The 25,070-nt window shown below is 73.3% G+C and carries 19 protein-coding genes and 1 riboswitch; of the genes, 6 read left to right on the forward strand and 13 right to left on the reverse strand.

Annotated elements, in window-relative coordinates; all coding sequences use genetic code 11:
* Positions 1 to 63: 63 nt before the first annotated feature.
* The 7 genes from ABZZ17_RS37235 to ABZZ17_RS37265 form a co-directional block, all read right to left on the reverse strand.
* Positions 64 to 1,035 carry a Ppx/GppA phosphatase family protein gene (locus ABZZ17_RS37235; RefSeq protein WP_356883314.1) on the reverse strand — a complete coding sequence of 324 codons (972 nt, stop codon included), beginning with the start codon at positions 1,033 to 1,035 and terminating at the stop codon, positions 64 to 66.
* Positions 1,032 to 1,586 (reverse strand): DUF501 domain-containing protein, encoded by a 555-nt coding sequence (locus ABZZ17_RS37240; RefSeq protein WP_356883316.1) that lies wholly within the window; start codon positions 1,584 to 1,586, stop codon positions 1,032 to 1,034. The genes ABZZ17_RS37235 and ABZZ17_RS37240 overlap by 4 nt, the downstream gene beginning before the upstream one ends.
* Before the next feature lie 56 nt (positions 1,587 to 1,642).
* Complete coding sequence (locus tag ABZZ17_RS37245; RefSeq protein WP_356883318.1) at positions 1,643 to 2,131, reverse strand: septum formation initiator family protein; 489 nt, start codon at positions 2,129 to 2,131, stop codon at positions 1,643 to 1,645.
* Positions 2,132 to 2,229: 98 nt separating this feature from the next.
* Entirely contained in the window at positions 2,230 to 3,516 is a 1,287-nt protein-coding gene (gene eno, locus ABZZ17_RS37250; protein WP_037793436.1) for a phosphopyruvate hydratase, read from the reverse strand.
* A 327-nt stretch (positions 3,517 to 3,843) separates the two neighbouring features.
* Complete coding sequence (locus ABZZ17_RS37255; RefSeq protein ID WP_356883320.1) at positions 3,844 to 4,593, reverse strand: transglycosylase family protein; 750 nt, start codon at positions 4,591 to 4,593, stop codon at positions 3,844 to 3,846.
* A gap of 2 nt (positions 4,594 to 4,595) precedes the next feature.
* A riboswitch (cyclic di-AMP (ydaO/yuaA leader) is annotated at positions 4,596 to 4,766 on the reverse strand.
* Positions 4,767 to 5,040: 274 nt separating this feature from the next.
* Positions 5,041 to 6,081, reverse strand: a complete 1,041-nt coding sequence (locus ABZZ17_RS37260) for a transglycosylase family protein (RefSeq protein WP_356883322.1) — start codon at positions 6,079 to 6,081, stop codon at positions 5,041 to 5,043.
* A gap of 114 nt (positions 6,082 to 6,195) precedes the next feature.
* A complete protein-coding gene (locus tag ABZZ17_RS37265) occupies positions 6,196 to 7,488 on the reverse strand; it encodes a cytochrome P450 (RefSeq protein WP_356883324.1) in 1,293 nt (430 codons plus the stop codon).
* Positions 7,489 to 7,609: 121 nt separating this feature from the next.
* Between ABZZ17_RS37265 and ABZZ17_RS37270 the strand changes: the two genes are divergently transcribed.
* Positions 7,610 to 8,812 carry a globin domain-containing protein gene (locus tag ABZZ17_RS37270; protein ID WP_356883326.1) on the forward strand — a complete coding sequence of 401 codons (1,203 nt, stop codon included), beginning with the start codon at positions 7,610 to 7,612 and terminating at the stop codon, positions 8,810 to 8,812.
* Positions 8,813 to 8,844: 32 nt separating this feature from the next.
* Here ABZZ17_RS37270 and ABZZ17_RS37275 read toward each other — a convergent pair whose 3' ends face one another.
* Together ABZZ17_RS37275 and ABZZ17_RS37280 are read right to left on the reverse strand one after the other, a co-directional pair.
* Positions 8,845 to 9,840: a nucleoside triphosphate pyrophosphohydrolase gene (locus tag ABZZ17_RS37275; RefSeq protein WP_356883348.1), complete on the reverse strand. Its 996-nt coding sequence runs from the start codon at positions 9,838 to 9,840 to the stop codon at positions 8,845 to 8,847.
* Between the two features lie 103 nt (positions 9,841 to 9,943).
* On the reverse strand, positions 9,944 to 10,570 hold the full coding sequence (locus tag ABZZ17_RS37280; protein WP_356883328.1) for a SurA N-terminal domain-containing protein: 627 nt from the start codon (positions 10,568 to 10,570) through the stop codon (positions 9,944 to 9,946).
* 177 nt (positions 10,571 to 10,747) lie between these two features.
* On the opposite strand from ABZZ17_RS37280, the gene ABZZ17_RS37285 reads away from it, so the two are divergent.
* A complete protein-coding gene (locus ABZZ17_RS37285) occupies positions 10,748 to 13,183 on the forward strand; it encodes a YfhO family protein (RefSeq protein ID WP_356883330.1) in 2,436 nt (811 codons plus the stop codon).
* Here the strand turns inward: ABZZ17_RS37285 and ABZZ17_RS37290 are convergent.
* The 3 genes from ABZZ17_RS37290 to ABZZ17_RS37300 form a co-directional block, all read right to left on the reverse strand.
* The gene (locus tag ABZZ17_RS37290; RefSeq protein WP_356883332.1) at positions 13,171 to 14,679 is read right to left on the reverse strand and encodes a serine/threonine-protein kinase; all 1,509 of its coding nucleotides are present in this window, start codon (positions 14,677 to 14,679) and stop codon (positions 13,171 to 13,173) included. The two genes, ABZZ17_RS37285 and ABZZ17_RS37290, sit on opposite strands and share 13 nt — an antisense overlap.
* Positions 14,676 to 15,335: a hypothetical protein gene (locus ABZZ17_RS37295; protein WP_356883334.1), complete on the reverse strand. Its 660-nt coding sequence runs from the start codon at positions 15,333 to 15,335 to the stop codon at positions 14,676 to 14,678. The genes ABZZ17_RS37290 and ABZZ17_RS37295 overlap by 4 nt, the downstream gene beginning before the upstream one ends.
* 109 nt (positions 15,336 to 15,444) lie before the next feature.
* Positions 15,445 to 17,493, reverse strand: coding sequence for an N-6 DNA methylase (locus ABZZ17_RS37300; RefSeq protein ID WP_356883336.1), 2,049 nt, complete (start codon positions 17,491 to 17,493; stop codon positions 15,445 to 15,447).
* Between the two features lie 167 nt (positions 17,494 to 17,660).
* On the opposite strand from ABZZ17_RS37300, the gene ABZZ17_RS37305 reads away from it, so the two are divergent.
* The 3 genes from ABZZ17_RS37305 (at position 17,661) to ABZZ17_RS37315 (ending at position 19,533) form a co-directional block, all read left to right on the forward strand.
* The gene (locus ABZZ17_RS37305; RefSeq protein ID WP_356883338.1) at positions 17,661 to 18,434 is read left to right on the forward strand and encodes a hypothetical protein; all 774 of its coding nucleotides are present in this window, start codon (positions 17,661 to 17,663) and stop codon (positions 18,432 to 18,434) included.
* A 79-nt stretch (positions 18,435 to 18,513) separates the two neighbouring features.
* A complete protein-coding gene (locus ABZZ17_RS37310; RefSeq protein ID WP_356883340.1) occupies positions 18,514 to 19,281 on the forward strand; it encodes a hypothetical protein in 768 nt (255 codons plus the stop codon).
* A gap of 78 nt (positions 19,282 to 19,359) precedes the next feature.
* Complete coding sequence (locus tag ABZZ17_RS37315; RefSeq protein WP_356883342.1) at positions 19,360 to 19,533, forward strand: Rv0909 family putative TA system antitoxin; 174 nt, start codon at positions 19,360 to 19,362, stop codon at positions 19,531 to 19,533.
* 60 nt (positions 19,534 to 19,593) lie between these two features.
* Here ABZZ17_RS37315 and mfd read toward each other — a convergent pair whose 3' ends face one another.
* The gene (gene mfd, locus ABZZ17_RS37320) at positions 19,594 to 23,130 is read right to left on the reverse strand and encodes a transcription-repair coupling factor (RefSeq protein WP_356883344.1); all 3,537 of its coding nucleotides are present in this window, start codon (positions 23,128 to 23,130) and stop codon (positions 19,594 to 19,596) included.
* Positions 23,131 to 23,372: 242 nt separating this feature from the next.
* On the opposite strand from mfd, the gene ABZZ17_RS37325 reads away from it, so the two are divergent.
* Positions 23,373 to 24,845 carry a DUF2079 domain-containing protein gene (locus ABZZ17_RS37325; protein ID WP_356883346.1) on the forward strand — a complete coding sequence of 491 codons (1,473 nt, stop codon included), beginning with the start codon at positions 23,373 to 23,375 and terminating at the stop codon, positions 24,843 to 24,845.
* The last annotated feature ends 225 nt before the right edge of the window (positions 24,846 to 25,070 follow it).

The following is a 25,070-nucleotide window of genomic DNA, read 5'->3' on the forward strand; positions in this document are numbered from 1 at the left end:
CCGGGCCCCCGGGGGGCGCCCGGGCCTACGCCCCGCCCCCCCGCCGTTCGGTATTTCCGCGGGTCAGGAGCGCTGCTTGTCCGTCTCGACCTCTTCTGCGGTCTTCCAGGCGATGCCGTCGAGGATGTCGTGTTCCGAGACGACGACCTCGCGGGCGCCGGCGCGTTCCATGATCGCGAGGAGGACCAGGGCGCCCGCGCCGATGACGTCGACGCGGCCGGGGTGCATCACGGGGATCGCCGCGCGCTCCGCGTGGGTCGAGGTGAGCATCCGTTCGGTGATCTCGCGGACCTGGTCGTAGGAGATCCGGGAGTGGTGGATCGCCGCGGAGTCGTACGCGGTCAGGCCGAGGGCGATCGCGGCGACCGTGGTCACCGAGCCGGCCAGGCCGACCAGGGTGCGGGCCTCGGCCAGCGGGACGGTCTCGGCCGCGAGGTCCAGGGCGGCCTCGATGTCGGCCCGTACGGCGGCGATCTGCTCCGCGGAGGGCGGGTCGACGATGCTGCCGTCCACCACCAGGTGGCGCTCCGTCATCCGGACGCAGCCGACGTCGACGGAGCGGGCCGCCCGTACGTGCTCCTCGCCGACGACGAACTCGGTGGAGCCGCCGCCGATGTCCACCACCAGGAAGGGCCGCTCCAGCCGGCCGGCGCCGGTGAGGTCCTTCGTGGCGCCGGTGAAGGAGAACTCCGCCTCCTGGTCGCCGGAGATCACCTCGGGCTCGACGCCGAGGATGTCCAGGACTCCCCGGACGAACTCGTCCCGGTTCTCGGCGTCCCGGGAGGCCGAGGTGGCCACGAAGCGGACCCGTTCGGCACCGAGCTCCTTGATCACGGCGGCGTACTCGCGGCAGGCCGCGAAGGTGCGCTCCAGTGCGTCGGGGGCCAGCCGGCCGGTCTTGTCCACGCCCTGGCCGAGCCGGACGATGGTCATGCGGCGGTCCAGCTCGGTCATCGCGCCGGTCGCCGGGTCGAAGTCCCCGACCAGCAGGCGGATGGAGTTGGTGCCGCAGTCGATGCCCGCGACGCGGGTCACAGGGACTCCCCGGCGTTCTCCCCGGCGTTCTTCTCCCCGCACGGGGTGACGCAGGCGCCCTTGGCCCACCACTCGGGCAGCATCGCCAGGGCCTCGTCGCCGAACGGGTTCACGCCCGGACCGGCGGCCAGCGAGTGGCCGACCAGCACGTGCAGGCACTTGACCCGGTCCGGCATGCCGCCGGCGCTCGGGAAGCCCTGGAGGACCTCAATGGCGTCGCGGCGGCGGATGTAGTCCTCGTGCGCGGCCTGGTAGGCGGCGGCGAGTTCGGGGTCCTCGGCGAGCCGGGCCTGCATCTCCTTCATCACGCCGTTGGCTTCCAGCGTGCCGATCGCGGAGGCCGCGCGCGGGCACGTCAGGTAGTACAGCGTGGGGAAGGGGGTGCCGTCGGGGAGCCGGGGCGCGGTCTCGACGACGTCCGGCTGCCCGCAGGGGCAGCGGTGCGCGATCGCGCGCAGTCCGCGCGGCGGGCGGCCGAGCTGCTGCTCGAACGCCTCGATGTCCGCGTCGGTCGGCTCGGTCCGGTCGGTCTGGGGCGGGGGCGTCTGCATGCCTGGAGGAAGTCTCTTCGTTCTCGTGGGTGGGTGCGGGACGGGCGGGTACCCGGTCAGTCGCGGGGGCGGTCGGCCTTGTCGACCCCGTCCCAGACGTTGGAGTACCAGGGGCGGTCGGAACCGGCCTCCCCGCCGCGGCGGTGCTCCGAGGCCTCGGCCCCGGGGTCGTTCATGATGTAGCCGGTCTCCCCCGGGCGCAGGAAGTGCAGGTGCTTGCGCGCCTGCTGTTCCGCGTAGGCGGGATCCTGCCAGCGGGCCTTCTCGTCGCGGAGGTGTTCGAGGCGCTTGCGCGCGTCGAGCGCGGCCCGCCGCTGGTCCGCGATCTCCGAGCGCTGGGACACGTACTGGCGCATCGGATACGCGAGGGCGACGACCAGGGTACAGAGGACGAGGACCAGCAGTGCGGCCCGGCCGGTGAGCCGGCTGCGGCGGACCTGCCGGCGCGACTGCGACCGGTAGACGTGGGCGGCGGTCCGCTCGCCGAGCTGCTTGAGCCTGGTAGCCGTCGAGAAGGTGGAGAACCGATCCCGGTTCCCGGCCATGGTCCCGCCTCCCCTGGTGCGCACTACGCAATACGTCCCCGCACACGGTACGGGACCGAGTGCGGGGACGTACGGAGGCCAGCGCCGTGAGGCGGTGATTAGCCCTTGAAGCGCGGGAACGCGGAGCGCCCGGCGTACACCGCGGCGTCGTCGAGGATCTCCTCGATGCGCAGCAGCTGGTTGTACTTGGCGACGCGGTCCGAGCGGGCCGGGGCGCCGGTCTTGATCTGGCCGCAGTTCACGGCGACGGCGAGGTCGGCGATGGTGACGTCCTCGGTCTCGCCGGAGCGGTGCGACATCATGCACTTGAAGCCGTTGCGCTGGGCCATCTCGACGGCGTCGAGGGTCTCGGTCAGCGAACCGATCTGGTTCACCTTCACGAGCAGGGCGTTCGCGGAGCCCTCCTCGATGCCGCGGGCGAGGCGCTCGGGGTTGGTGACGAAGAGGTCGTCGCCGACGATCTGGACCTTGGTGCCCAGCTTGTCGGTGAGGGTCTTCCAGCCGGCCCAGTCGTCCTCGTACAGCGGGTCCTCGATGGAGACCATCGGGTACGCGGAGACGAGCTCCTCGTAGTACTCGGTCATCTCGGCGGCCGAGCGGGACTGGCCCTCGAACTCGTACTTGCCGTCCTTGTAGAACTCGGACGCGGCGACGTCGAGCGCGAGCGCGATGTCCTTGCCCGGGACGTAGCCGGCCTGCTTGATGGCCTCGACGATGAGGTCGAGCGCGGCGCGGTTGGACTCCAGGTTCGGGGCGAAGCCGCCCTCGTCACCGAGACCGGTGGAGAGGCCCTTGGTGTGCAGGACCTTCTTGAGGGTGTGGTAGACCTCGGCACCCCAGCGCAGCGCCTCGGAGAAGGACTCCGCGCCGATCGGGGCGATCATGAACTCCTGGATGTCCACGTTGGAGTCGGCGTGCGACCCACCGTTGAGGATGTTCATCATCGGAACGGGCAGCAGGTGCGCGTTCGGGCCGCCGAGGTAACGGAAGAGCGGCAGGTCCGAGGCCTCGGACGCGGCGTGCGCGACGGCCAGGGAGACGCCGAGGATGGCGTTGGCGCCGAGGGAGCCCTTGTTGTCGGTGGCGTCCAGGTCGAACATGGCCTGGTCGATCAGGCGCTGCTCGGTGGCGTCGTAGCCGACGAGCTCCGGGCCGATCTGCTCGATGACGGCGAGGACGGCCTTCTCGACACCCTTGCCGAAGTAACGGTTGGGGTCACCGTCACGGAGCTCGATGGCCTCGAAGGCACCGGTGGAGGCGCCGGACGGAACTGCAGCACGGCCGGTGCTGCCATCGTCGAGGCCCACCTCGACCTCGACCGTGGGGTTGCCTCGGGAGTCCAGGATTTCCCGGGCTACGACGACGTCGATGGACGGCACGAGCATCTCCTTCTGGGATGTGACGCTGGGTGTGCGGTGGCGTGTCAGGCCGTGGGATGGCCTTGCCGCCTAGAGCCTAACCGGCTCCGGGCACTCGGTCGGCCGACCGCCCGGGTCCTGGGACGAAAAAGGGCCCGAATACCCCTGTTCCAGGACATAGGTCTCTTGATCAATTCGAGTTCGACCCGTCGGGGCCGCCCGGATCGGTCCGGAAACGGGCCGGGATCGGGCCGGGAACGGCCCCGGACACGCCGCCGCCCGGCGCGTGGGGGGATACGCGCCGGGCGGGGGGATGCTGCGGGTGGATCAGGTGACGCGGTGTTGCGCCGGAGTTCAGCTGAGCTTCAGCTTCTGGCCCGGGAAGATCAGGTCCGCGTCCTTGACGATGTCCTTGTTCAGCTCGAAGAGCTTCTCCCAGCCGCCCTTGACGCCGTTCGCCTGGGCGATGGTGCCGAGGGTGTCGCCGGCCTTGACCTCGTAGGAGCCGTTGCCCGTCTTCGGGGCCTCGGTCTTGGGGGCCTGCGGCTTGGCGGCCGGGGTCTCGACGCGCTCGGAGCGGGAGACGGGGGCCTCGGTGCGCTTCGGCTCGGCCTTCGGGGTGGCCGGCTTCGCGGGCTTGGCCGGCGTGGCCGGCTTCGCGGGGGCGGGCTTCGCCGGCTTGGTCTCGGGCTTCGGCTTGGCGGGGGTGGTCGAGCCGCCGCCGTTGTACGAGGAGTTGGAGAGGCCGACGCCGCAGTGCGGCCAGGCGCCCTTGCCCTGGCCCTTGAGGACCTTCTCGGCGATGGCTATCTGCTGGGCCTTGCTGGCCTGGTTGGCCTGCGCGGCGTACGCCTTGCCGCCGTAGCCGGCCCAGGTGGAGGCCGAGAACTGCAGACCGCCGTAGTAGCCGTTGCCCGTGTTGATGGCCCAGTTGCCACCGGACTCGCACTGCGCGACCTTGTCCCACTCGGACGCGGTGGCGGCGCTGGCGGTACCGGCGGCCATCAGGGGGGCCGCGACGGCGACACCGGCGACACCGGCGAGCGTGACGATGCGGACGGCCTTGGAGCCGCGACGGTGCTTGCCCTTGCCGGAAAGCAGCATGGATTTCTCCTCACCGACGCCTTCGAGGTGAGCTGTCGGGTTCGGGCTGATGAGTTGCCCGGTCACGTGTCGAGCACGTGGCTTAACCCCAAGCCGGTACGCGGCCGTCTCTCAACGGCCTTTCCCGGCGCCTACCTTGGTTCCCCCGCTCCTGCCTTCGGCGCTTGCGCGACGACTGTTCCCCCCGTCCGCCGGCAGGATTCGGCGATGCGGTCGAAGGAGCCCGCGGTGGCGAGCGACTCAGAAGGTAGACAGGTCTCTCCCCGATGTTCAACGTGCGATATCGGGGAGAAACCGGCCTACTTGCATTCCTCAAAAGCACGTTTGTGCAGGTGAGGGGTGGGTTTGGGGAAGTTCCGGAACGAGACACGCCAGTTGACCGGAAGAGACGCATGTCTCACTTACCGATAACGGACATTCAGCTCTTTCCGGATGACCGAACTGCCCCTATTCCTTGGTTAGATCCAGGTTCTGACCGGGCTTGATGAGGTCCGCGTCCTTACCGATGACCTGCTCGTTGGCCTTGTAGAGCTCGTTCCAGCCCCCCTTGAGCCCCTTGGCGTCCGCGATCGCGGTGAGGCTGTCGCCGGGCTTCACGGTGTACGAGGGGTCCGACGTGGCGTCAGAGACGGTCTGCACCTCGATGGCGGCCGGGCCGCGGTGCTTGCCGCCGCCGTCGGCCGTGCCGGAGGGCGAGCTCGTGGGCGAGGTCATGGGCGAGGGCGTGGCACCCGGGGTGAGCGGGGCCGTGGGGGCCGTCGGGTCCACCGGGGTGGTGGGGGTGGCCGGGGCCGACGGGTCCGCCGGGGCGGTCGGGGCCGTGGTGGGCGGAGCCGTGGTCGGCGGCACGGTCGCGGGCGGGACCGCCGGACCGGTGGACGGCGCCGGGGCGTCGGGCTCGGGCATGACGGGCAGTCCGCTGGTGGGACCCAGCGGGTAGTCCGGCAGGCCGGTCGGCGGGGCCGTGGGGCCCTGCGGGGACGGGGTCGGGGCCCCGAAGTCGATCGGGGCGTCGGAGCCGGTGACGGGCACCGAGTCGTCCACCCGGGTCGGGGTGGGGGCGACGGGTCCGGCGGGCTTGGGGTCGCCCGGGTCCACGGCGGCGGCCGGACCCTGCTGGGTCAGCCCGGCCGAGGCGGCGCACAGCGGCCATGCCTGGGGGCCCTGGGAGGCCAGCACCCGTTCGCCCACGGCGATCTGCTGGGAGCGGCTGGCGAGGTCCGGACGCTCGGCGTAGGCGAGTCCGCCCGCGTTCTTCCACTGCTCCTGCGTGAACTGGAGCCCGCCGTAGGCGCCGCTGCCGTAGTTCGCGCTCCAGCTGCCGCCGCTCTCGCAGTCGGCGACCTTGTCCCAGGTGGCCGTTTCGGCCGCGCTCGCGTTCGTGGCGGCGAGCAGGGGCAGGGCGAGTGCGGAGCCGGTGACTCCGGCGGTGACGACCAGGGCGGGTACCTGGCGGGGGCGTCTGTGGCGGCCGTTCCCGGAACGCATGAGGCTGCACCTTTCGCATAACGGCGGGGTAACGGCAGAACCTAGCGGCCTTCGAACGATTGTCACAAGTTCGGCTGGTGACTGACGTGGGATCAGACGGACTTCCGCCGGGCCTCAGTTGTTTCGGGGTGTGAAGCGGACCGGAAGCGTGCGCAGGCCACGCATGATGAGTCCGCCGCGCCAGCGCAGGTCAGTAGGGGGAACGGCAAGTTCCAGATCCGGCAGACGCGTCAGCAAAGTCGCGAGCGCGGTCTGTCCTTCGAGACGGGCGAGCGGAGCACCGAGGCAGTAGTGGATCCCGTGGCCGTACCCGAGGTGTTGGTTGTCACTCCGGGACAGGTCCAGGGTGTCCGGATCGGCGAACCGCTCGGGGTCGCGGTCGGCCGCCGCGAGGACGACCAGTACCGGGTCGCCGGCCGCGATCTCCTGGCCGCCGAGGGTCAGCGGGCCGGTGGCGAAGCGCCAGGTCGCCAGCTCCACCGGGCCGTCGTAGCGCAGGAGTTCCTCCACCCCGGTCTCCAGCAGGGCGCTCTCGCCCGCCGCGAGGGAGGCCTGGAGGCGCTCGCGCTGCTCCGGGTTCATGAAGAGGGAGTGGACCCCGTTGCCGATGAGGTTCACGGTCGTCTCGAAGCCGGCGAACAGCAGGATGAACGCCATCGCCGTGGCCTCGGCCTCGGTGAGGTGGTCCCCGTGGTCGCTCGCCCGGATCAGGTCGGAGATGAGGTCATTGCCCAGATCATCCCGTTTGCGATGGATGAGTTCCCCGAGGTAGGTGCGCATCTGCTTGACCGAGCGGGCGACCCCGCCGCGCGGGCCGCCGCCGTGCCGGATCATCATCCCGGCCCAGTCGCGGAAGTCGTCCTGGTCCTCGCGCGGTACGCCGAGCATCTCGCAGATGGCGTAGATGGGGAGCGGGAAGGCGAACTCGTGGATGAGGTCGGCCTCCCCCTTCTCCGCGTCCCCCGCCTTTTCGACGATCTTGTCGATGAGGTGGTCGGTGAGCTCCTGCACGCGCGGGGTGAACTCGGCGACGCGGCGCGGGGTGAACGCCTTCGACACCAGTCGGCGGAGCCGGGTGTGGTCCGGCGGGTCGATGTTCAGCAGGTGCGTCATCAGCTCCGCCTTGCGCTCCCCCGGGATGCCGGTCTTGCCCTTGGCGTGCGCGGGTTCGGCGTGGTGCGCCGGGTTCTTGCTCAGGCGCTGGTCGGCGAGGGCCTGCCGGGCGTCGGCGTACCGGGTGACCAGCCAGGCCTCGACCCCGCTGGGGAGCTTGGTGCGGTGCACCGGGGAGTGTTCGCGCAGCCAGGCGTACGCCGGGTAGGGGTCGGTCGCGAACTCCCAGTCGAAGAGGGTCGGGCCCTCGGTGGAAGGGGAGTCGGCCGGGGTTGCGGAGGTCTGCTCATGCACCCGCAGACCGTATCCCGGCCCGCGCCGGCCACCCCATATGGGCCCTTCGTCGCGGCTGTCCGTAGATCGGTCATCCCTTGACCTCACGTTCCCCGCCGTTCCTACTTTCGGTTTTGTGGATGTGAGGATCTTGAAAAGCAGCTTCGCGGTGGTGGAGAGACGGGCCGAGCACGCGGTCAAGTACTTCTACTCCCACCTCTTCTGGCACAACCCCGGGATCCGCGAACTCTTCCCGTCCGCCTCCGAGGACATGGAGCGGCAGCGGGACCGGCTCTTCGCGGCGCTCACCCATGTCGTCTCCCGCCTGGAGGACGAGACCCTCGTCCCCTACCTCCGCGACCTCGGCCGCGACCACCGCAAGTTCCTCGTCGGCCCCGAGCACTACGCGGCCGTCGGCGCCAGCCTGCTCGCCGCGCTGGCCGAGACCTCCGGCGAGGCCTGGAGCCCGGCCACCGAGAAGGCCTGGGCCGAGGCCTACCAGATGATCTCCGACGTGATGACGGCCGGAGCCGCCGCCGACGACGCCCCGCCGTGGTGGGACGCCGAGGTCGTGCGCCACCTCCAGTACGGGGAGGACATCGGCGTCCTGACCCTGCGGCCGCACGCCCCCCTCCCCTATCTCCCCGGCCAGTACGTCAGCGTGAGCAGCGACCGCGTGCCGACCACCTGGCGCACGTACTCCCTCGGCAACGCCCCCCGCCCCGACGGCACCGTCGACCTCCACGTCAGCCGGATCGAGGGCGGCCGGCTCAGCACCGCCCTGGTCCGCGAGGTCCGGCCCGGGGAACGGCTGCGTCTCGGCGCCCCCGGCGGGGCCCTGACCCTGCGCCGCGGGGACCGGCCGGTCACCTTCATCGCCGCCGGCACCGGCTGGGCCCCCGTCCGGGCCATGCTGGAGGACCTCGCGGAACATCCTCCCGATCACGACGTACGGCTCTTCGCCGTCGCCCGGGACGCCGCGCACCTCTACGACCGGCCGCTGATCGACGCGTACGCCGCCGCCCTCGGCTGGCTCGCCGTCACCTACATCACGCCCGCCCCCGGGCGGCACCGCAACGAGGCCACCGACCGGCTGGGGACCGCGCTCAGCAACCGGGGCCTGTGGCGGGAGCAGGACGTCTACCTGAGCGGGCCGCCGCAGTTCGTCGACGAGACCGTGTACCTGCTGGAAGAGCTCGGGGCCCGCCCCGACCGGCTCTTCCACGACGCCGTACCGCCCACGGGCTCCGCCGTGAACCGGCCCACGGGCTTCGGCGAGTGGTTCCTGAACCGGCCCGCCCCCCACTGGCACAACCCGTCGGGACGCGCCCCGCGCGAGCACTGACGGACGCGGCCGGCCCCCTGGCCGTAGGGCCGCTAGACGACGCCCTCGGCCGCCCGGATCGCGTCCCGGTAGACGCGGGCCGCCGCGCGCAGCGCGGTCTCGGGGTCGGTGCCCTCCGCTTCGGCGCGCGCCGCCAGCGCCAGCAGTTCGTAGCCGATGCCCTCGCCCCGGGGCAGTTCCACGGCCAGCGCGCCGGCCCGGGCCCGGCCCGCGAGCTTGGCCGCGAGCGCGAGACCCGGCTGGGCCAGCGGAACCCCGTCGGTCACCGACGCGCGCTGCTTCTCGACCGCCTTCGTGGCCTGCCAGTGCGCGTGGACCTCTTCGGGGGTGTCGGCCTTCTCGTCGCCGAAGACGTGCGGGTGCCTGCGGATCAGCTTCTCCACGAGGTCACCGGCCACGTCGTCGATCGAGAACGGCGCGCCGGCCCCGTCCCCGTCGCCGTCCTCGTACCCGTCCTCGTCGCCGTCGTGCTCTCCCCCGGCGCCCTCCTCCGCGATGCGGGCGTGGAAGACGACCTGGAGCAGGACGTCGCCCAGCTCCTCGCGCAGCTCGGCGCGCTCCCCGCTCTCGATGGCCTCCACCAGCTCGTACGCCTCTTCCAGCGCGTACTTCACCAGTCCCCCGTGGGTCTGCCGGGAGGTCCAGGGGCATTCGCGCCGGACCCGGTCCATCACCTGGACCACGTCGAGCAGCCGGGCGCCCGGCAGGTCGTAGGAGCCGGGCAGCAGTTCCAGGTCGGGCATCGAGACGCGGCCGGAACCGGCGAGGCGGGCCAGCCCGTCGGTGAGCCGCGCGTCCCCCTCACCGCCCGGGATCACCACGACGGTACGGCCCCCGGCGCAGGCCTCGACGAGCTCGTGCGCGTCGGGGCCCGCCTGCTCCACGGCCACGCCCGCCTCGCGCAGGTACGGCAGCTGCGGGTGGCCGGGGTCGGCGCACAGCACCCGGTCCGCGCCGCGCAGGGTCTGCCAGGCGGGCCAGGACAGCAGGCCGGGGGCGACCCGGTGGCTCGCGGTCAGCAGGACGATGCGCCCGGCGGAGTCCGTCCCCTCCGGGGAGGCGGCGGGGGCGGCGGGGGCGGGTTCGGCGGTGTGGTCGGTCACCCTCCGAACCTACCTCCGCCCCGCGCGCTCAGGCTCCGGCGGGGGGCGCCTGCTCGGGCCGGGTGCGCTGGGTGATCCACGGGGTCTCCTGGTCGCCGAGCAGGATCTGCTGGGCGTCCCACCGGCCGTAGCGCGGGTTGACCTCGATGTTCAGCGCCTTCGCGGCCGCGCCCAGCTGGGCCAGGGCCTTCTCCTGGCTGCCGTAGTGCTCGAAGAGCTTGTCGCGCAGCAGCTTGAAGCGGGTGTCGGCGTCCATCTGGCCGGGCGCCAGCTGCGCCTGCTGGAGGGCGGCCGCCGCGAGGGTCTTGGCGTCGCCCGCCTGCTGGAGCTGCGCCTTGCGGACTCCCTCGATCTCCTTGGTGGTCACCGTGACCCCGGCGTCCTCGGCGGCACGCTCCAGGACGGCGCTCTGGATCATCTTGTTGAGCTTGGTGCGCTCCAGGCCCGCGGTGGCCTCGATGAGCTGGGCGCTCTGATCGGAACGGTTCTGCGCGGCGCGGACGTCGTTCACCTGGGCCTGGAGCGCGGAGGTGGTGATGCGTTCACCGCCGACGACGGCCGCGGTGCCGGGGCGGGTTTCGCCCGAGCAGGCCGACAGCAAGGGGGCCGCCACGAGCAGGGCGGCGGAGACGGAGAGCGCTGTGCGACGGTGCAAAGGAGCCTCCAGGGCCGGGAGATTGTGCGTCGGTGCACAAGGGCCGTGCGGTGATCGATGGTATGCAGTCAGGGTGGCCCGAGCCACCGGTTCGACCAACGATTCCGCTGGTGTTGAGGTGCGAGTTCACTCCGCGGCTACCACCCCGACCTCCGTTCCTGGGAAGGTCGGACCACCATGCCGACTTCGCAGCACGCCCCGGACCGCTCCGCCGCACGCTCCGCGGCCCCCGGGACGGGACCCGCCACGGGAGACGCCGGGGCACCGGCCGCCCCCCGCTCCGGCCGCCGTCACAGCCTCTCCGGCGCGGCGCTGGCCGCCCTGATCGCGACGGTGGCCGTGTGCGCCGGGGACGCCGTCGCGCGGGTCTTCCCGTACGGTCCGCGCCACCGCAGCGTGAACGACCTCGGCAACCAGTTCGTCCCCTTCCACGCCCAGCTGTGGGACCTGCTGCACGGGAGTGCCGGGGGCGGACTCCTCCTCAACTGGCGCTCCGGGTACGGCACGAGCTTCCTGCCCGACCTGGGCACGTACCTGACCAGTCCGTTCGCCGTCCTCGTGGCGTTCTTCCCGCGCGCCGACATCGACCTCGCGGTGTACGTGGTCACCGTGGTCAAGACGGCGGCTGCGGCCGCGGCCATGGCCTGGCTGCTGCGGACGCAGCGGCCGGGGCCGTGGTGGGCGGCGGGCCTGCTGGGGGCCTCGTACGCGCTGTGCGGCTGGTCGGTGATCGAGGCCTCCTACAACCCGATGTGGCTGGACGGGCTGGTCGCCTTCCCGCTCCTGTGTCTGACGGGTGAATGGGCACTGCGCTCACGCCGTCCGGTCGCGGGGGCGCTGGTGGTGGCCCTGTGCTGGACGGCGAACTTCTACACGGCGTACATGGCCACCCTCGGCGCGGCGCTGGTGCTGCTGGTGCGGGCGGTGCTGACGCGGGAGGAGGTGCGCGAGCGGGTCCGGGTGGCGGTGCGGGCGGCGGTGACGACCCTGCTGGGGATCGCGCTGGCGGCGCCGGTGCTGGTGCCGCTGTTCCTGAGTTCGCAGCAGGCCTACCCGGGGTGGTCCAAGGAGTTCCGGCCCGTGCCGTGGCCGGACCTGCTGGCGCGGCTGCTGCCGGCGACGTACTCCTTCTCCTCCCCCGCGCTGTTCGTGGGGACCGGGACGCTGCTGCTGGTGGCGGCGCTGCCGTTCCACCGCGCGGTGCCGGCCCGGACCCGGTGGTGGTGGACCGGGCTGGTCGCGGCGGTGCTGCTGTCTCTTCAGTGGGCGCCGACGCATCTGGCCTGGCACGTCTTCGCGACCCCGAACGGCAGTCCGTACCGGCAGACCTTCGTGCTGGCCGGGATCGTGGTCATCGCCGCGTGGACCGCCCTGGCCGCAGGGCTGCCCGGCGTACGGGCCCTCGCCGCGGGCGCGGGCGTGCTCGTGGCGGCCGTGGCGGTGGCGGCGGGCGGCAGCGGGCTCGCGACGCCGTGGGGCTGCGCGCTGTTCACCGGCGGTCTGGCGGCGGCCGCCGGGGCCTGGTGGGCGCTCGGCCGCCGCCGGGCGGTGGTGCCGGCGGCGGGACTGCTGGTGGCGGTGCTGGTGGGGCAGGCCGCGGCGACGACGGCGTACGGGCACAAGGGGAAGCTGGCCGGGCTGGACGACTACCCGTCCTGGGGCCCGGCCCACACGGCCCGCGCGCGGGCCCTGGCCGAGGCCGACGGCTGGCCCGCGTACCGGACGGATCCGGGCCGGCCCGCGCTGTCGGGCAACGACCCGATGCTGCTCGGCGGTGAGGGCGGCTCCTACTACAGCAGCCACACCCCGGACGTGTTCACGCGCACGATGGCGGCCCTGGGCGCGGGCTGGACCTCGCGGGGCCGCAACGTCCAGAGCCTCGACAGCCCCGTCACGGACGCGGTGTTCGCGGTGGGCGCCCGGCTGCGCCCCGACGGGACCGTGGCCCGCGCCGAGGTGCCCCCGCTGGTGACGGTCCGCCCCGGGGGCGTCCCCTCCGCGGGGTACGGCGACTCGCCCTTCGCCAACCAGGAACTCCTGCTGGGCGCCCGGGTCTACGAGGATCCGGTCGCCCCCGGCGTGTGCCGCGCCGGGACGGAGGCCTTCCTGTGGGCCCCGGAGTACAACTCCACGGCCCGGCTCGCGGACGGTCCGGCGTTCCGCCTGAACGGCTGGGCCCCGCGCAACCGGGCCGCGCTCCAGCCGATGGGCCCCTCGCACGGGCCCGCCTCGAAGCTGGTCTTCGACCGGCCCGCCCCGGCCGACTGGGCGCTGTCCTGCCTGGACCGGCCCCGGCTGGACGCGGCGGTGGCCGCGCTGCGCGCCTCGGCCGCCACCTCCGTACGGGTCTCCGCCTCGGGCGTACGGGCGGTCCTGCCCGCGGGGAGCACGGGCACGGCGGTCCTGTCGGTCCCGGCCGTCGCGGGCTGGACCTGCAACGGCCGTCCGGCCTCGGCGTACCTGGGTCTGGTCGCGGTCCCGCTGGACGGCCGCACCACCACCCTCACCTGCGGGTTCCGTCCGCCGGGGCTGCTGCCGGGCGGGGCCGCCGCCGGGGTCTCGGTGGCGGCCCTGCTCGGCATGGCGCTGGTACGGCGCCGTCAGCGCACCTGACCCAGCCACTGGAGGGTGCGGCGGACCTCCACGGGCAGGGGGTGGCCCGGGCCGTGCACGCGGTCCGCGTCGAACAGGAGCCGGACCAGGGTGTCGTGGGCGCCCTGGCGGTCTCCGAGCGAGAGCAGCAGGTGCGCTATGCGGCGGCGGACCTCCAGGGGCAGGCCCGGGTCCGGGTTGGCGTAGTGGTTCTCGAAGAGGGGGAGCAGCGAGCGGTACTCCGCCAGGGCCGCCGCCGGTTCGCCGAGCTGTTCCAGGCACTGGGCGGCGTCGTAGCGGAACCGCAGCGCCTGGGGGTCGCCGGCCGGGAACTCGTCGGCGAGGCGGCGCAGTTCGGGCAGGGCCCGGCGGTACTGGCCGTCGTCCATCAGCGTGGCCGCGTACTGCTTGCGCAGCGAGCGGACCACCGGCGAGTGCTCCCCGTGCTCGGCGGCGGCCGCCGGGAGGATGCCGCCGAGGATGTCCACGGCCTGGGTGAGGCGGCCCTGGTCGAGGAGTTTGCGGGCCTCGTCGACGGCGCCCGGGATGTCGGGCCGGGGCGGGGCCGGCGGGTCGGCGGGCCGGGGCGGGACGACGGCGGCCCGGTCGGGCCAGGGGGCATGGGGGCGCAGGAAGGGACGGGTCGGGTCGAGCGGGCCGGCCGCCGGGCGGCTGCCGCGGGCGGGCAGCAGCGGGGCGAGGGCCTCGTAGACCTCCTGCGCGGAGCCGGGCCGGTCCTGCGGGTCCTTGGCGAGCAGGCGCATCAGGAGCGCCTCCAGCTCCTGCGGGATCTCCGGGCGCGCGCCGCGCACCGGGAGCGGGGGCTCGTACAGGTGCCGGTGGAGCACGCCGAGGGCGGTGGACCCGGCGAAGGGCACGTTGCCGCTGAGGAGTTCGTACAGGAGCACGCCGAGGGCGTACAGGTCGGTGTACGGGCCGACGGCGCCGCCCATGGCCTGCTCGGGTGCCATGTAGGCGGGGCTGCCGATGGGCGATCCGGTACTGGTGAGGCGGGTGGTGTCGGTGTCCATGACGGAGGCGACGCCGAGGTCGAGGACGAGGACGGTGCCGTCGGGGCGGATCATCACGTTGCGGGGCTTGAGGTCGCGGTGGACGATCGGCACGGCGTGCACGGCGGACAGGACGGCGCACAGCTGCGCCACCACGGAGACGGCCCACGGCCACGGGTAGGGGTCGTGTTCGGCGAGGTGGTCGGCGAGGTCGGAGCCTTCGACGTAGCCCATGACGAGGTACAGCTCGTCGCCGTCGCTGCCCGCGTCGTGGACGGTGACCAGGCCGGGGTGGTCGACCTGGGCGGTGACGCGGCATTCGCGCACGAAGCGGCGGCGCAGTTCCTCGGCGACGGTGCCGGGTCCGGCCACCTTGTCGGGGCGCAGCAGTTTCACGGCGACGCGGCGGTCGAGGCGCCGGTCGTAGGCGGTCCAGACCTGGCCCATGCCGCCCTGGCCGAGGATGGTGGCGAGCTGGTAGCGCTCGCCGATGAGGCGTTCCGTCACCGGTCACGGTCCTGGACGGACGTGTCGTTCGGGTCCTGGTAGGGGCCGCCGGGCTGCGGGGGCTTGCGGCGCAGGAGTTCGCTGAGCTCGTCGAGTTCGGCGCGGACCTGCCCGAGGCGCGGCGGCGGGGTCGCGTGCGGAGGGGTCCCGTGCGGCGGGGTCTGCGGTGCCTGGGGCGCCGGGGCGGGCACGGGGGTGTGCGCGGGCGGGTACCCGTAGGAGGGGTTGGTCTGCTGCTGGGGCGGCGGCGTGTACGGGGCGGGCGCCGGGTACCAGCCGGCGGCCGGGAGCACCTGCGCGGCGGAGGCGGCCTCGTGGTGCTTGATGTCGGCGACGAGGAAGTACACGCAGACGGCGAAGCCGGTGAAGATCGAGCCGCCGGCCCCGAGGTTGCCCTGCCAGCCGCTGGTGTCGGCGGTCGGGTCGAGCTGGATGAAGGTCATCCAGAGGACGGCGAGCAGGCCGCTGACGACGAGGAGGACCCAGTCGCGGGCCTTGCGGGTCACCAGGGCGAGGCGCAGCATCGTGCCCCAGGCGAAGAAGCCGCAGGTGATCACGGGGAGCACCGCGAACAGCACGCGCAGCGTCACCACGGTGGAGGAAGTGGGACGGTGGCCGTGGGGGCCTTGCTGCGGCGGGATGCCGGGGGCGTGCATCGGTGCTCCTGACGGGCCGTGCGGAAGGGTTGCGGGTCTGAGGGTATACAGCCTTTCCGGCCGTCCGTGAGGGGATGGACGCAACCGTTGCAGGGTCGCTGCACAGGGGTCACTCCGGCAGGACGGATCCGTCCGAGAGGCCGTCGTACAGGCCCTGGACGAGCTGCTCGCCGAGGCGGGCCGTGAGCCTGAGGGCGTCCTCGAACTCGGCGAGCTCCCGGAACCGTGCTCCGTAACGGCGCTGTTCGGCCAGGGGCAGGCGGGGCAGGCGCAGCCGCCGGACGTCGAGGCGGGTGGCGGTGGAGGCGTGGCTGCTGGCGCGGCGGGTGTTGGCGGTGCCGCGCAGGAATCCGGCCACGAACCAGGGGTCGAGGGCGGCCGGGTCGGGGCGCAGCAGCTGGACGTTGCGGCCGAGGGCGGCGCCCGCCCCGTCCGCCAGGCCGGTTCCGATGACGCGGGCGGTGCCGGCGGCTCCGACGACGGGGACGACGACGTCGCCCGGGGCGGCGAGGAAGGCCTCCTCGGGGCCGGCGGCGAGGGTTCCGGAGGGGGCGGCGGCGGTGTACACGTCGTGCTCGGTGAGGACCGGGGGTTCGGCGCCGCCGGGGGCGCTGCCGGTGCCGGTGCCGGTGTGCAGCAGCAGGGCCCCGGCGCGGGCGAGTTCGCCGATGGTGGTCTGCGGGAGCCGGGCGGGGGGTGCGTCGGCGGGGGCGGGCGGCGGGGTGAGGCGGGCGGCGCGGGTGAGGCTCTCGCCGAGGCGTTCCCGTACGGCGGCCAGTTCGGCGAGGCCGCCCCCGGTGCCGGGCGGGGGGAGGTGGCGGGCGGGGGTGAGGTCGACGTCGTCGTCGAGCAGTTCGACGACGGGTACGACGCGGGTGACCCCGGGGGCTTCGGGGGCGGTGCCGGTGCGGTCGTACGCGGTCCAGGCGTCGAGGACCGCTTCGTGGACGGCGGGCCAGGCGGCCCGGGCCTGGCCCTCGGGGGCGAGGCCGGCGGTGTCGACGAGCAGCAGTCCGGCGGGGGCCGGGGCGTGCGGGGCGGGCCGGCGCAGCACCCACAGCTGGAGCGGGATCCCGTAGGGCGGCGCGGCGCCGGCCGGGAGCGCGACGACGGCCCGCAGCGCGCCCCGGCGCAGCAGGTCGGCGCGGATGCGGCGGCCGGAGCGGCGGGCGGCGACGGCGGGGGGCATCAGGAGGACGGCGGTGCCGCCCTCGCGGAGGTGGGCGAGGGCGTGCTGGATCCAGGCGAGTTCGGATTCGGTGCGGGCGGGGAAGCCGTACTCCCAGCGGGGGTCGTAGGCGAGTTCCTCGTGGCCCCAGTTGCGTTCGTTGAACGGGGGGTGGCACAGGACGGCGTCGACGGCGGTTTCGGGGTAGGCGTCGCCGCGCAGGCTGTCGGCGGCCGCGGCGCGGACCTGGGCGGAGCCGTGCAGGGCCAGGCGCAGGGCGGTGAGGGCGGCCAGTTCGGGTGCGGCGTCCTGGGCGTGGAGGGCGGTGGCCCCGGTGAGGGCGCGCAGCGCGCCGCCGGTGCCACAGGCGGGGTCGAGGGCGGTGCGGACGCCCGGTCCGGCGAGGGCGGCCATCAGCGCGGCGCAGCCCTCGGGGGTGAGGGTGTACTGCCGGGGGTTGGCGTCGAGGTGGCGGCCGAGGAGGAACTCGAAGGCCTTGCGCGCTCCCGCTCCGGCGGCGAGTTCGGCGGCGGCCCGCAGGAGCGGCATGCCGGCGGGCCGGGGCGCGGCGGCCGCGGTGAGGGGGTGTCCGGGACCGAGGCGGGCGGTGAGGACGCGGTCGCGGAGGGGGGCGAGAAGGGCGGCCATGCGGGTGTCGGTGACCGCGGTCAGCTCCAGCCAGTCGGCGGGCCGGTCCCGTACGACGAGCAGCGCGGCCCCCGTTTCGACGAGTGCGGCGACGGCTCCGCCGGGGTGGGCGGTGACCTGCTGCCAGACGCGTTCGCGCAGCGGTACTTCGGCGAGCTTGCCCTGGGCCCGCAGCCAGTCCTCGACCTCGGACAGGGCGAAGGAGGGACTGGTCTCGGTGCCGCCGACCGGCTTGGGGAAGTCGGCGTGGCGGCGCCGCCAGTTGCTCACGGCGGCGCGGCCGACCCCGGCCAGGCGGGCGATCTCGGCGGCGGTGACCTCTGCGACGTTCTCCTCCGGCATGCGGGGAGCATACCGGTGGACGCGGGGGAGACCGCTTCACAGCGTGAATTCCAAGCAAACCCGTGAATCGCGTTGACTCGGTTCACAGGCTCTGTTGTGATGATCCTGTGAACGGCGGCGCGAGCAACCAGCCGCGAACGAAACCGAGTTCCAGACAGGAGCACTCCATGTCCCACACCCCGCGCACGAGTCGGACCACGCGCAACAAGGTGCTCGCCGGCTGCGGTGCGCTCCTCGCGCTCGTCGCCGTCGGCGCCTGCACCGGCGGCGAGAGCGACACGGCGAAGAGCGGCAAGCCCGCCGCCGCGAGCACGAAGACGGACGGCTCCACCGGCGGCTCCACGGGCGGCTCCTCCGGGGGCGCGCAGAGCGGGCAGCCGAGCGGACAGGAGAGCGCGCAGAGCAGCCAGAAGCCCGCCGAGGAGCCGAAGAAGGCGGCCGCGATCCGCGGCAGCGGCACCTTCCAGGTCCCCGGCGACGTCAAGCCCGGCACGTACCGCACCACCGGCAACAAGGACCTGGGCTGCTACTGGGAGCGGGCCAAGGACTCGACCGCCGAGCTGGACTCGATCATCGCCAACGACAACGTCACGGGCACCAGTTACGTGACCGTCGAGGCCACCGACAAGATCTTCAAGTCCAACGGCTGCAAGGACTGGGAAGCCGTCGACCCCAAGGCCGCGGGCGGCTCGCCGAAGACCGAGTTCTCGGGCGAGGGCGGCATGTACAAGGTGGGCTCCGACATCGCCCCGGGAACCTACAAGTCCGCCGGTCTCGCCGAGGGCTCCGCCGGCTGCTACTGGGAGCGGTCCAAGTCCGCCGACCACGAGCTGGACTCGATCATCGCCAACGAGAACCCCGAGGGCCCGGCGGTCGTCACGATCTCCGCGAAGGACGCCTACTTCAAGACCACGGGGTGCGGGACCTGGAAGAAGTCCTGATTCCACCGCAACCCGCACGCCCGTTCCCCCGCCGTAGCTACCCTCGGGTCACTTTGAACGCTCCCAGGGGGGAACCGACTTGCGCACCACCATGCCCGTCACCACCACGTCCGTCACCACCGCGGCGCTCGCCTGCGCGGCCCTGCTGACCCTCACGGCGTGCGGACCGTCCTCCGACGCCGCGCGGGCGAAGCCGTCTCCGACCGCCACCGCCTCCGCCCCGGCCGCGCCCGACCCGTTCGCGGGCAAGGACCCCGCCGCCGTCCTGCGCACCGCCTACGAGGAGACGACACGGGTCCGGACCAAGGAGCTGGACATCTCGCTCACGAAGGACGGCAGGCAGGTCCAGGCCCTCCTGACCGTCGAGGACGAGAAGGTGTGCCGCGGCAAGGTGACCGTCATGCGGGCCGGGGCCGCCGACCTCTACGTCGAGGACGACACCCTCTCCTTCAAGGGGGACGAGGGCTTCCTCAAGGAGCGCTTCAAGGACGCCGCCCGGCCGGGTGCCGACCCGGAGGGCTGGATCAGCTCCGAGGTCTCCGACCCCTCGGTCGCCGACCTGCTCGACCTCTGCGGGCAGGCGCTTCCGGCCGCGTTCTTCCCGGGCGACCGCAAGGACGTCCGGCGGGTGGCCGACACCTCCTACGACCAGTGGCGGGTGGCGGTGTTCAAGTCGACCATGCCCGGCGGCGGCGAGGTCACCGACCACGTGCTGATGGACGGCACGCCGTACCTCGTCAAGCGGCAGGTCGGCGGGCCCGATTTCGCCGGCACCGAATACCTGAAGCTCCCCGGCCTGGACCGCAAGCCCAGCCCCTCCCCGAGCGGGAGCGCACGACCCTCCTGACGCCCCGGGCGGCCCGGCGCGCGAACCGTCGACAACCGGCGTAACGTCACAAACGGGGCCCGAAAGGAGCACGTACGCATGGGGATTTTCGACAAGTTCAGGGACCAGGCCAAGGCCAAGGGCAAGGACATCTCCGACAACCTGGAGCAAGAGGCCAACGAGAAGACCGGCAGCAAGTACGCCGATCAGATCGACAAGGCCCAGCAACAGGCCGAGCAGAGGCTCGGGATCGACGACGACCCCAACAAGTAGCCCGCTTCGCGGGGAGGGCGCCGGCGGTGGCCGGCGCCCTCCCCGCGCGCGGACGGGCGGCTACGAGCCGAGGATCGTGGTGAGGAACTCCCCGGTCCAGGCCAGCAGTTCCCGCCCGACCAGCGGCTTCCCGCCGACCCGCGCGGTCTTCGGCCTCGGCACCAGCACCTGCGAGGTGGCGGGCTTGAGGACCGTCCCCGGGTAGAGCCGCTTCAGGCGCAGCTCCTGCGATTCGCGCAACTCCACCGGCCCGAAGCGGATGTTGGGGCCCTGCAAGGTGATGTCGCCGACCCCGCAGGCCCGGGCGAGCATCCGCAGACCCGCCACCAGCAGCAGGTTCTCCACCGGCTCCGGCAGCTTGCCGTAGCGGTCGGTGAGCTCCTCCCGCACCGCCTTGACGTCCGCCTCGGAGTTGGCCGCGGCGATGGACCGGTACGCCTGGAGGCGCAGCCGCTCGCCGGGCGCGTAGTCGTGCGGGACGTGCGCGTCGACCGGCAGCTCGATCTTCACCTCCAGCGGCGGCTCCTCCTCCACCCCGCCCTCGACGGCGGCCCGGTAGTCGGCCACGGCCTCGCCGACCATGCGGATGTACAGGTCGAAGCCGACGCCCGCGATGTGACCGGACTGCTCGCCGCCGAGCAGGTTGCCCGCGCCGCGGATCTCCAGGTCCTTCATCGCCACGTACATGCCGGCGCCCATCTCGGTGTGCTGGGCGATCGTCGCGAGCCGCTCGTGCGCGGTCTCCGTCAGCGGCTTCTCCGGCGGGTACAGGAAGTACGCGTACCCGCGCTCGCGGCCACGGCCCACGCGGCCGCGCAGCTGGTGCAGCTGCGAGAGGCCGAAGTTGTCGCCGCGCTCCACGATCAGGGTGTTGGCGTTGGAGATGTCGATGCCGGACTCGACGATCGTCGTCGACACCAGCACGTCGAACTTCTTCTCCCAGAAGTCCACGACGACCTGCTCCAGGGCCTGTTCGGACATCTGCCCGTGCGCGGTCGCGATCCGCGCCTCGGGCACGATCTCCCGCAGCTTGGCGGCCGCCCGGTCGATCGACTCGACCCGGTTGTGGATGTAGAAGCACTGCCCCTCGCGCAGCAGTTCGCGGCGGATCGCCGCGCCGATCTGCTTCTCCTCGTACGGGCCGACGAAGGTGAGCACCGGATGCCGCTCCTCCGGCGGGGTGGTGATCGTCGACATCTCGCGGATGCCGGTCACCGCCATCTCCAGGGTGCGCGGGATCGGGGTCGCGGACATCGTCAGCACGTCCACGTTGGCGCGGAGCTTCTTCAGCTGCTCCTTGTGCTCGACGCCGAAGCGCTGTTCCTCGTCGACGATGACCAGGCCCAGGTCCTTGAACTTCGTCTCCTGCGAGAACAGCCGGTGGGTACCGATGACGATGTCGACCGAGCCCTCCTTCAGCCCCTCCAGGGTGGCCTTGGACTCCGTTTCGCTCTGGAAGCGGGACAGCGCCTTCACGTTGACCGGGAACTGCGCGTACCGCTCGGAGAAGGTGCCGAAGTGCTGCTGCACGAGCAGCGTCGTGGGCACGAGCACGGCGACCTGCTTGCCGTCCTGGACGGCCTTGAAGGCCGCCCGGACGGCGATCTCCGTCTTTCCGTAGCCGACGTCGCCGCAGATCAGGCGGTCCATCGGGACCGACTTCTCCATGTCCTCCTTGACCTCGGCGATGGTCGTGAGCTGGTCGGGCGTCTCCGCGTACGGGAAGGCGTCCTCCAGTTCGCGCTGCCAGGGGGTGTCCGGGCCGAAGGTGTGGCCGGGCGCCGCCATGCGCGCGCTGTACAGCTTGATGAGGTCGGCGGCGATCTCCTTGACGGCCTTCTTGGCGCGCGCCTTGGTCTTGGTCCAGTCGGCGCCGCCCAGCCGGTGCAGGGTCGGGGCCTCTCCGCCCACGTACTTGGTGACCTGCTCCAGCTGGTCGGTGGGGATGTACAGCCGGTCGCCGGGCTGGCCGCGCTTGGCGGGGGCGTACTCGACGAGGAGGTACTCGCGGGTGGCGCCCTGCACGGTGCGCTGCACCATCTCCACGTACCGGCCGACGCCGTGCTGTTCGTGGACGATGTAGTCCCCGACCTCCAGGGTGAGGGGGTCGACGGACTTGCGGCGCCGGGTCGGCATCCGGCCGAGGTCCTTGGTGGCGGTGCGCTGCCCGGTCAGGTCGGTCTCGGTGAGGACGGCCAGCCCCAGGGCCGGGTCGACGAAACCGTTGTCGAGGGAGCCGCAGGAGACGTGGACGATCGACGGCTCCAGCTCCGCCAGGTCCGCCTCCAGGCGGGCGGCGATGCCCTCGTTGCCGAGGACCTCGACGGTACGGGCCGCCGGGCCGTGGCCCTCGGTGAGGTAGACGGTGCGCCAGCCGTCGGCGAGCCAGCCCTTGGTGTCGGCCAGGGCGCGGGCGGTGTCGCCGCGGTACGCCTCGGGGGCGTGCATGCCCAGCTTCAGGGTGTCCCCGCCGGTCAGGTCCGCCTCGTCGGCGGCGAAGGGGGACACCGACCACCACATCATGCCGAGCTCGCGGGCGTGGTCGCGGACGTCCGCGATGCCGCGCAGGGAGGCCGCGCCGACGTCGATGGGGGCCTCGCCGCCGCCGGCGGTGGCCGCCCAGGAGGCCATCAGGAACTCCTGCGAGGTGGCCACCAGGTCGGCGGCCCGGGTCCGCACCCGCTCGGGGTCGCAGACCACGGCCATCGCCCGGGCGGGCAGCACGTCGATCAGCAGTTCCATGTCGTCGACGAGGACCGGGGCGAGGGACTCCATGCCCTCGACGGCGATCCCCTCGGCGATCTTGTTGAGGAGTTCGCCCAGCTCCGGGTGCTGTTCGGCCAGGGCCGCGGCGCGTTCGCGCACCTCGTCGGTGAGGAGCAGCTCGCGGCAGGGCGGGGCCCACAGCCCGTGCTCGGCGATCTCCAGGGACCGCTGGTCGGCGACCTTGAAGTAGCGGATCTCCTCGACGTCGTCGCCCCAGAACTCCACGCGCAGCGGGTGTTCCTCGGTGGGCGGGAACACGTCGAGGATGCCGCCGCGGACGGCGAACTCGCCGCGCTTCTCGACCAGCTCGACGCGCGCGTACGCGGCCGCGGCCAGGGCGGCGGTGATCTCGCCCAGGTCGGCGCTCTGGCCCTGCCGCAGGCTGACCGGGACCAGGTCCCCGAGCCCCTTGACCTGCGGCTGGAGCACGGAGCGGATCGGCGCGACGACCACCGAGACGGGCCCGGCCGCCGGATCGTCCGCGCTGGGGTGCGCGAGCCGGCGCAGGACGGCGATGCGGCGGCCGACGGTGTCGCTGCGCGGGCTGAGCCGTTCGTGCGGCAGGGTCTCCCAGGACGGGTAGTCCACGACCTCGTCCGGCGGGACCAGCGAGCGCAGCGCCGCCGCCAGGTCCTCCGCCTCGCGCCCGGTTGCCGTGACGGCGAGCACCGTGCGGCCGGTGCGCCGGGCCAGGGCGGCGATCGCGAAGGGCCGCGCGGCGGGCGGGCCGACGAGGTCCACGTGCATCCGGTTGCCGTCCCCGGCCGCGGTGACCGCCTCGGCGAGGGCGGGATCCCGGGTGACGGCGTCGAGCAGTCCGTGCAGGCTCATGTAGGGGGCTTTCCATCCGGTGGAAGGGCGTGGAAGGGCGGAGCGGGGCAACGCGAAGGACCCGACACGTGAACGGGCCGGGGTTTCCCACCCTACGCCCGCGGGTCCCCCCACCACCGTCCCGCACGGAGGCGCTGCGCGCCCGTCCGCGGCCGCCCCCGCACCGATCGCACGTTTCCGGCCACGGCCGGATCGAGGGGGCCGGAGCTCGGCCCCTCCGGCCGGAATGACAATCTGTACGTATGTCCATATCCGGGAGTCCGCTGACGGCCGGGGAGCTCCCGGCCTCCCCGGCCCCGTCCCGTCCGCCGCTCGTCCCGGCCCCGCGCCGGGTCCGCGCCGCGCGGGAGCCCGGGAACCCGCACCGGGCCGCCCGGGCGCCCTGGGCGCTGGCCGGCGTCCTGTTCCTCGCGTACGCCGTCCTGTCCGTGTCCCGGTACCGGCGCATGGAGAGCGCCTCCTGGGACCTGGGGATCTTCGAGCAGGCGGTCCGGGCCTACGCCTGGCTGCAACCGCCCGTGGTGGACCTGAAGGGGCCGGGCGCCAGCGTCCTAGGCGACCACTTCAGCCCCGTCATCGCGCTGATCGCCCCCCTCTACCGGGTGTTCCCCACCCCCGTCACCCTCCTCGTCGTGCAGGCGGCGCTGTTCGCGCTGTCCGCGGTGCCCGTCACCCGGGCCGCGGCCCGGCTCCTCGGCCCGTCCCGGGGGCTCGCGCTGGGGGCGGCGTACGGACTGTCCTGGGGGATCCAGCGGGCCGTCGAGTTCGACTTCCACGAGATCTGCTTCGCGGTGCCGCTGCTGGCCTTCGCGCTGGAGGCACTGCTCGCGCGCCGGTGGCGGGCCGCGCTGGTCTGGGGGCTGCCGCTGCTGCTGGTCAAGGAGGACCTCGGCGTCACCCTCACCGCGTTGGCCCTGGTGGTCGCCTGGCGGGCCCGGCGCACCGACCGGCGGGCCGCCCGGCTCGCGGTGGCCGTGGCCGTGGCGGGCACGGCCTTCGCGGCGCTGGTGTTCACCGTGGTCGTCCCCGCCTTCGCCGCCGACGGCTACGCCTACTGGGAGAAGCTCGACGGCTCCGGTCCCGGCGCCCTCGACGGGCTGGGCACCAAGGCCGCCACCCTCGCCTGGGTGCTGCTGCCCACCACCGGGCTGCTCGCGCTGCGGTCCCCGCTGCTGCTGGTCGCCGTACCGACGCTGGGCTGGCGGTTCCTGTCGGGAGACGAGCACTACTGGTCCACCGACTGGCACTACAGCGCGGTCCTGATGCCGGTCGTGGCGCTCGCCCTGGCCGACGCCGTGGACGCCTCCCGGCGGTCCGCCCGGCCGTGGCTGCGCGCGTACGCCCTGCAACTGCCCGGCGCCCTGCTCGCGGCCGGCCTCGCGCTGAGCGCGACCGTCCTGCCGACGGTCCGGCTCGCGGAGCCCGCCACGTACGAGGAGCCCGCCCGGGTCCGCTCCGTCGAGGCGCTCCTCGCCTGGATCCCGGACGGCGCGAGCGTGGAGAGCGACAACGGCCCCCTGACGCGGCTGACCTCGCGCTGCCGGGTGTTCTGGATCGGCGACACCCGGGGCGTCGTCCCGGACTACATCGCCTACGACAACGCCTCCGGCTGGGCCGGCGAGGACCCCGTCGAGTACGCCCGGCAGCTGCACCCGGACGCCCGCTTCGCCCTGGTGGGCACCGCGCGGGGCACGGTCGTCCTGCGCCGGGTCTGACCGGCCCCGCGCACCACACCCCGCGCACCACACCCCGCACCCCGACCCCGCACACGCGGAACGCCGGCCCCGGGCCGCCCTCTCGGGCTGCCCGGGGCCGGCGCGGTTCCCCCGTACGACCGCCTCGCGACCTAGGCACTGTCTTCAAAGGGTTCTGATGGGGGATCATGTGCCGCATGGTGCGTCGTCATGAACTGTCGGATCTGGAGTGGGAAGCGTTGTCCG

The sequence above is a fragment of the Streptomyces sp. NPDC006512 genome (genome assembly GCF_040611935.1).
Lineage (GTDB): Bacteria > Actinomycetota > Actinomycetes > Streptomycetales > Streptomycetaceae > Streptomyces.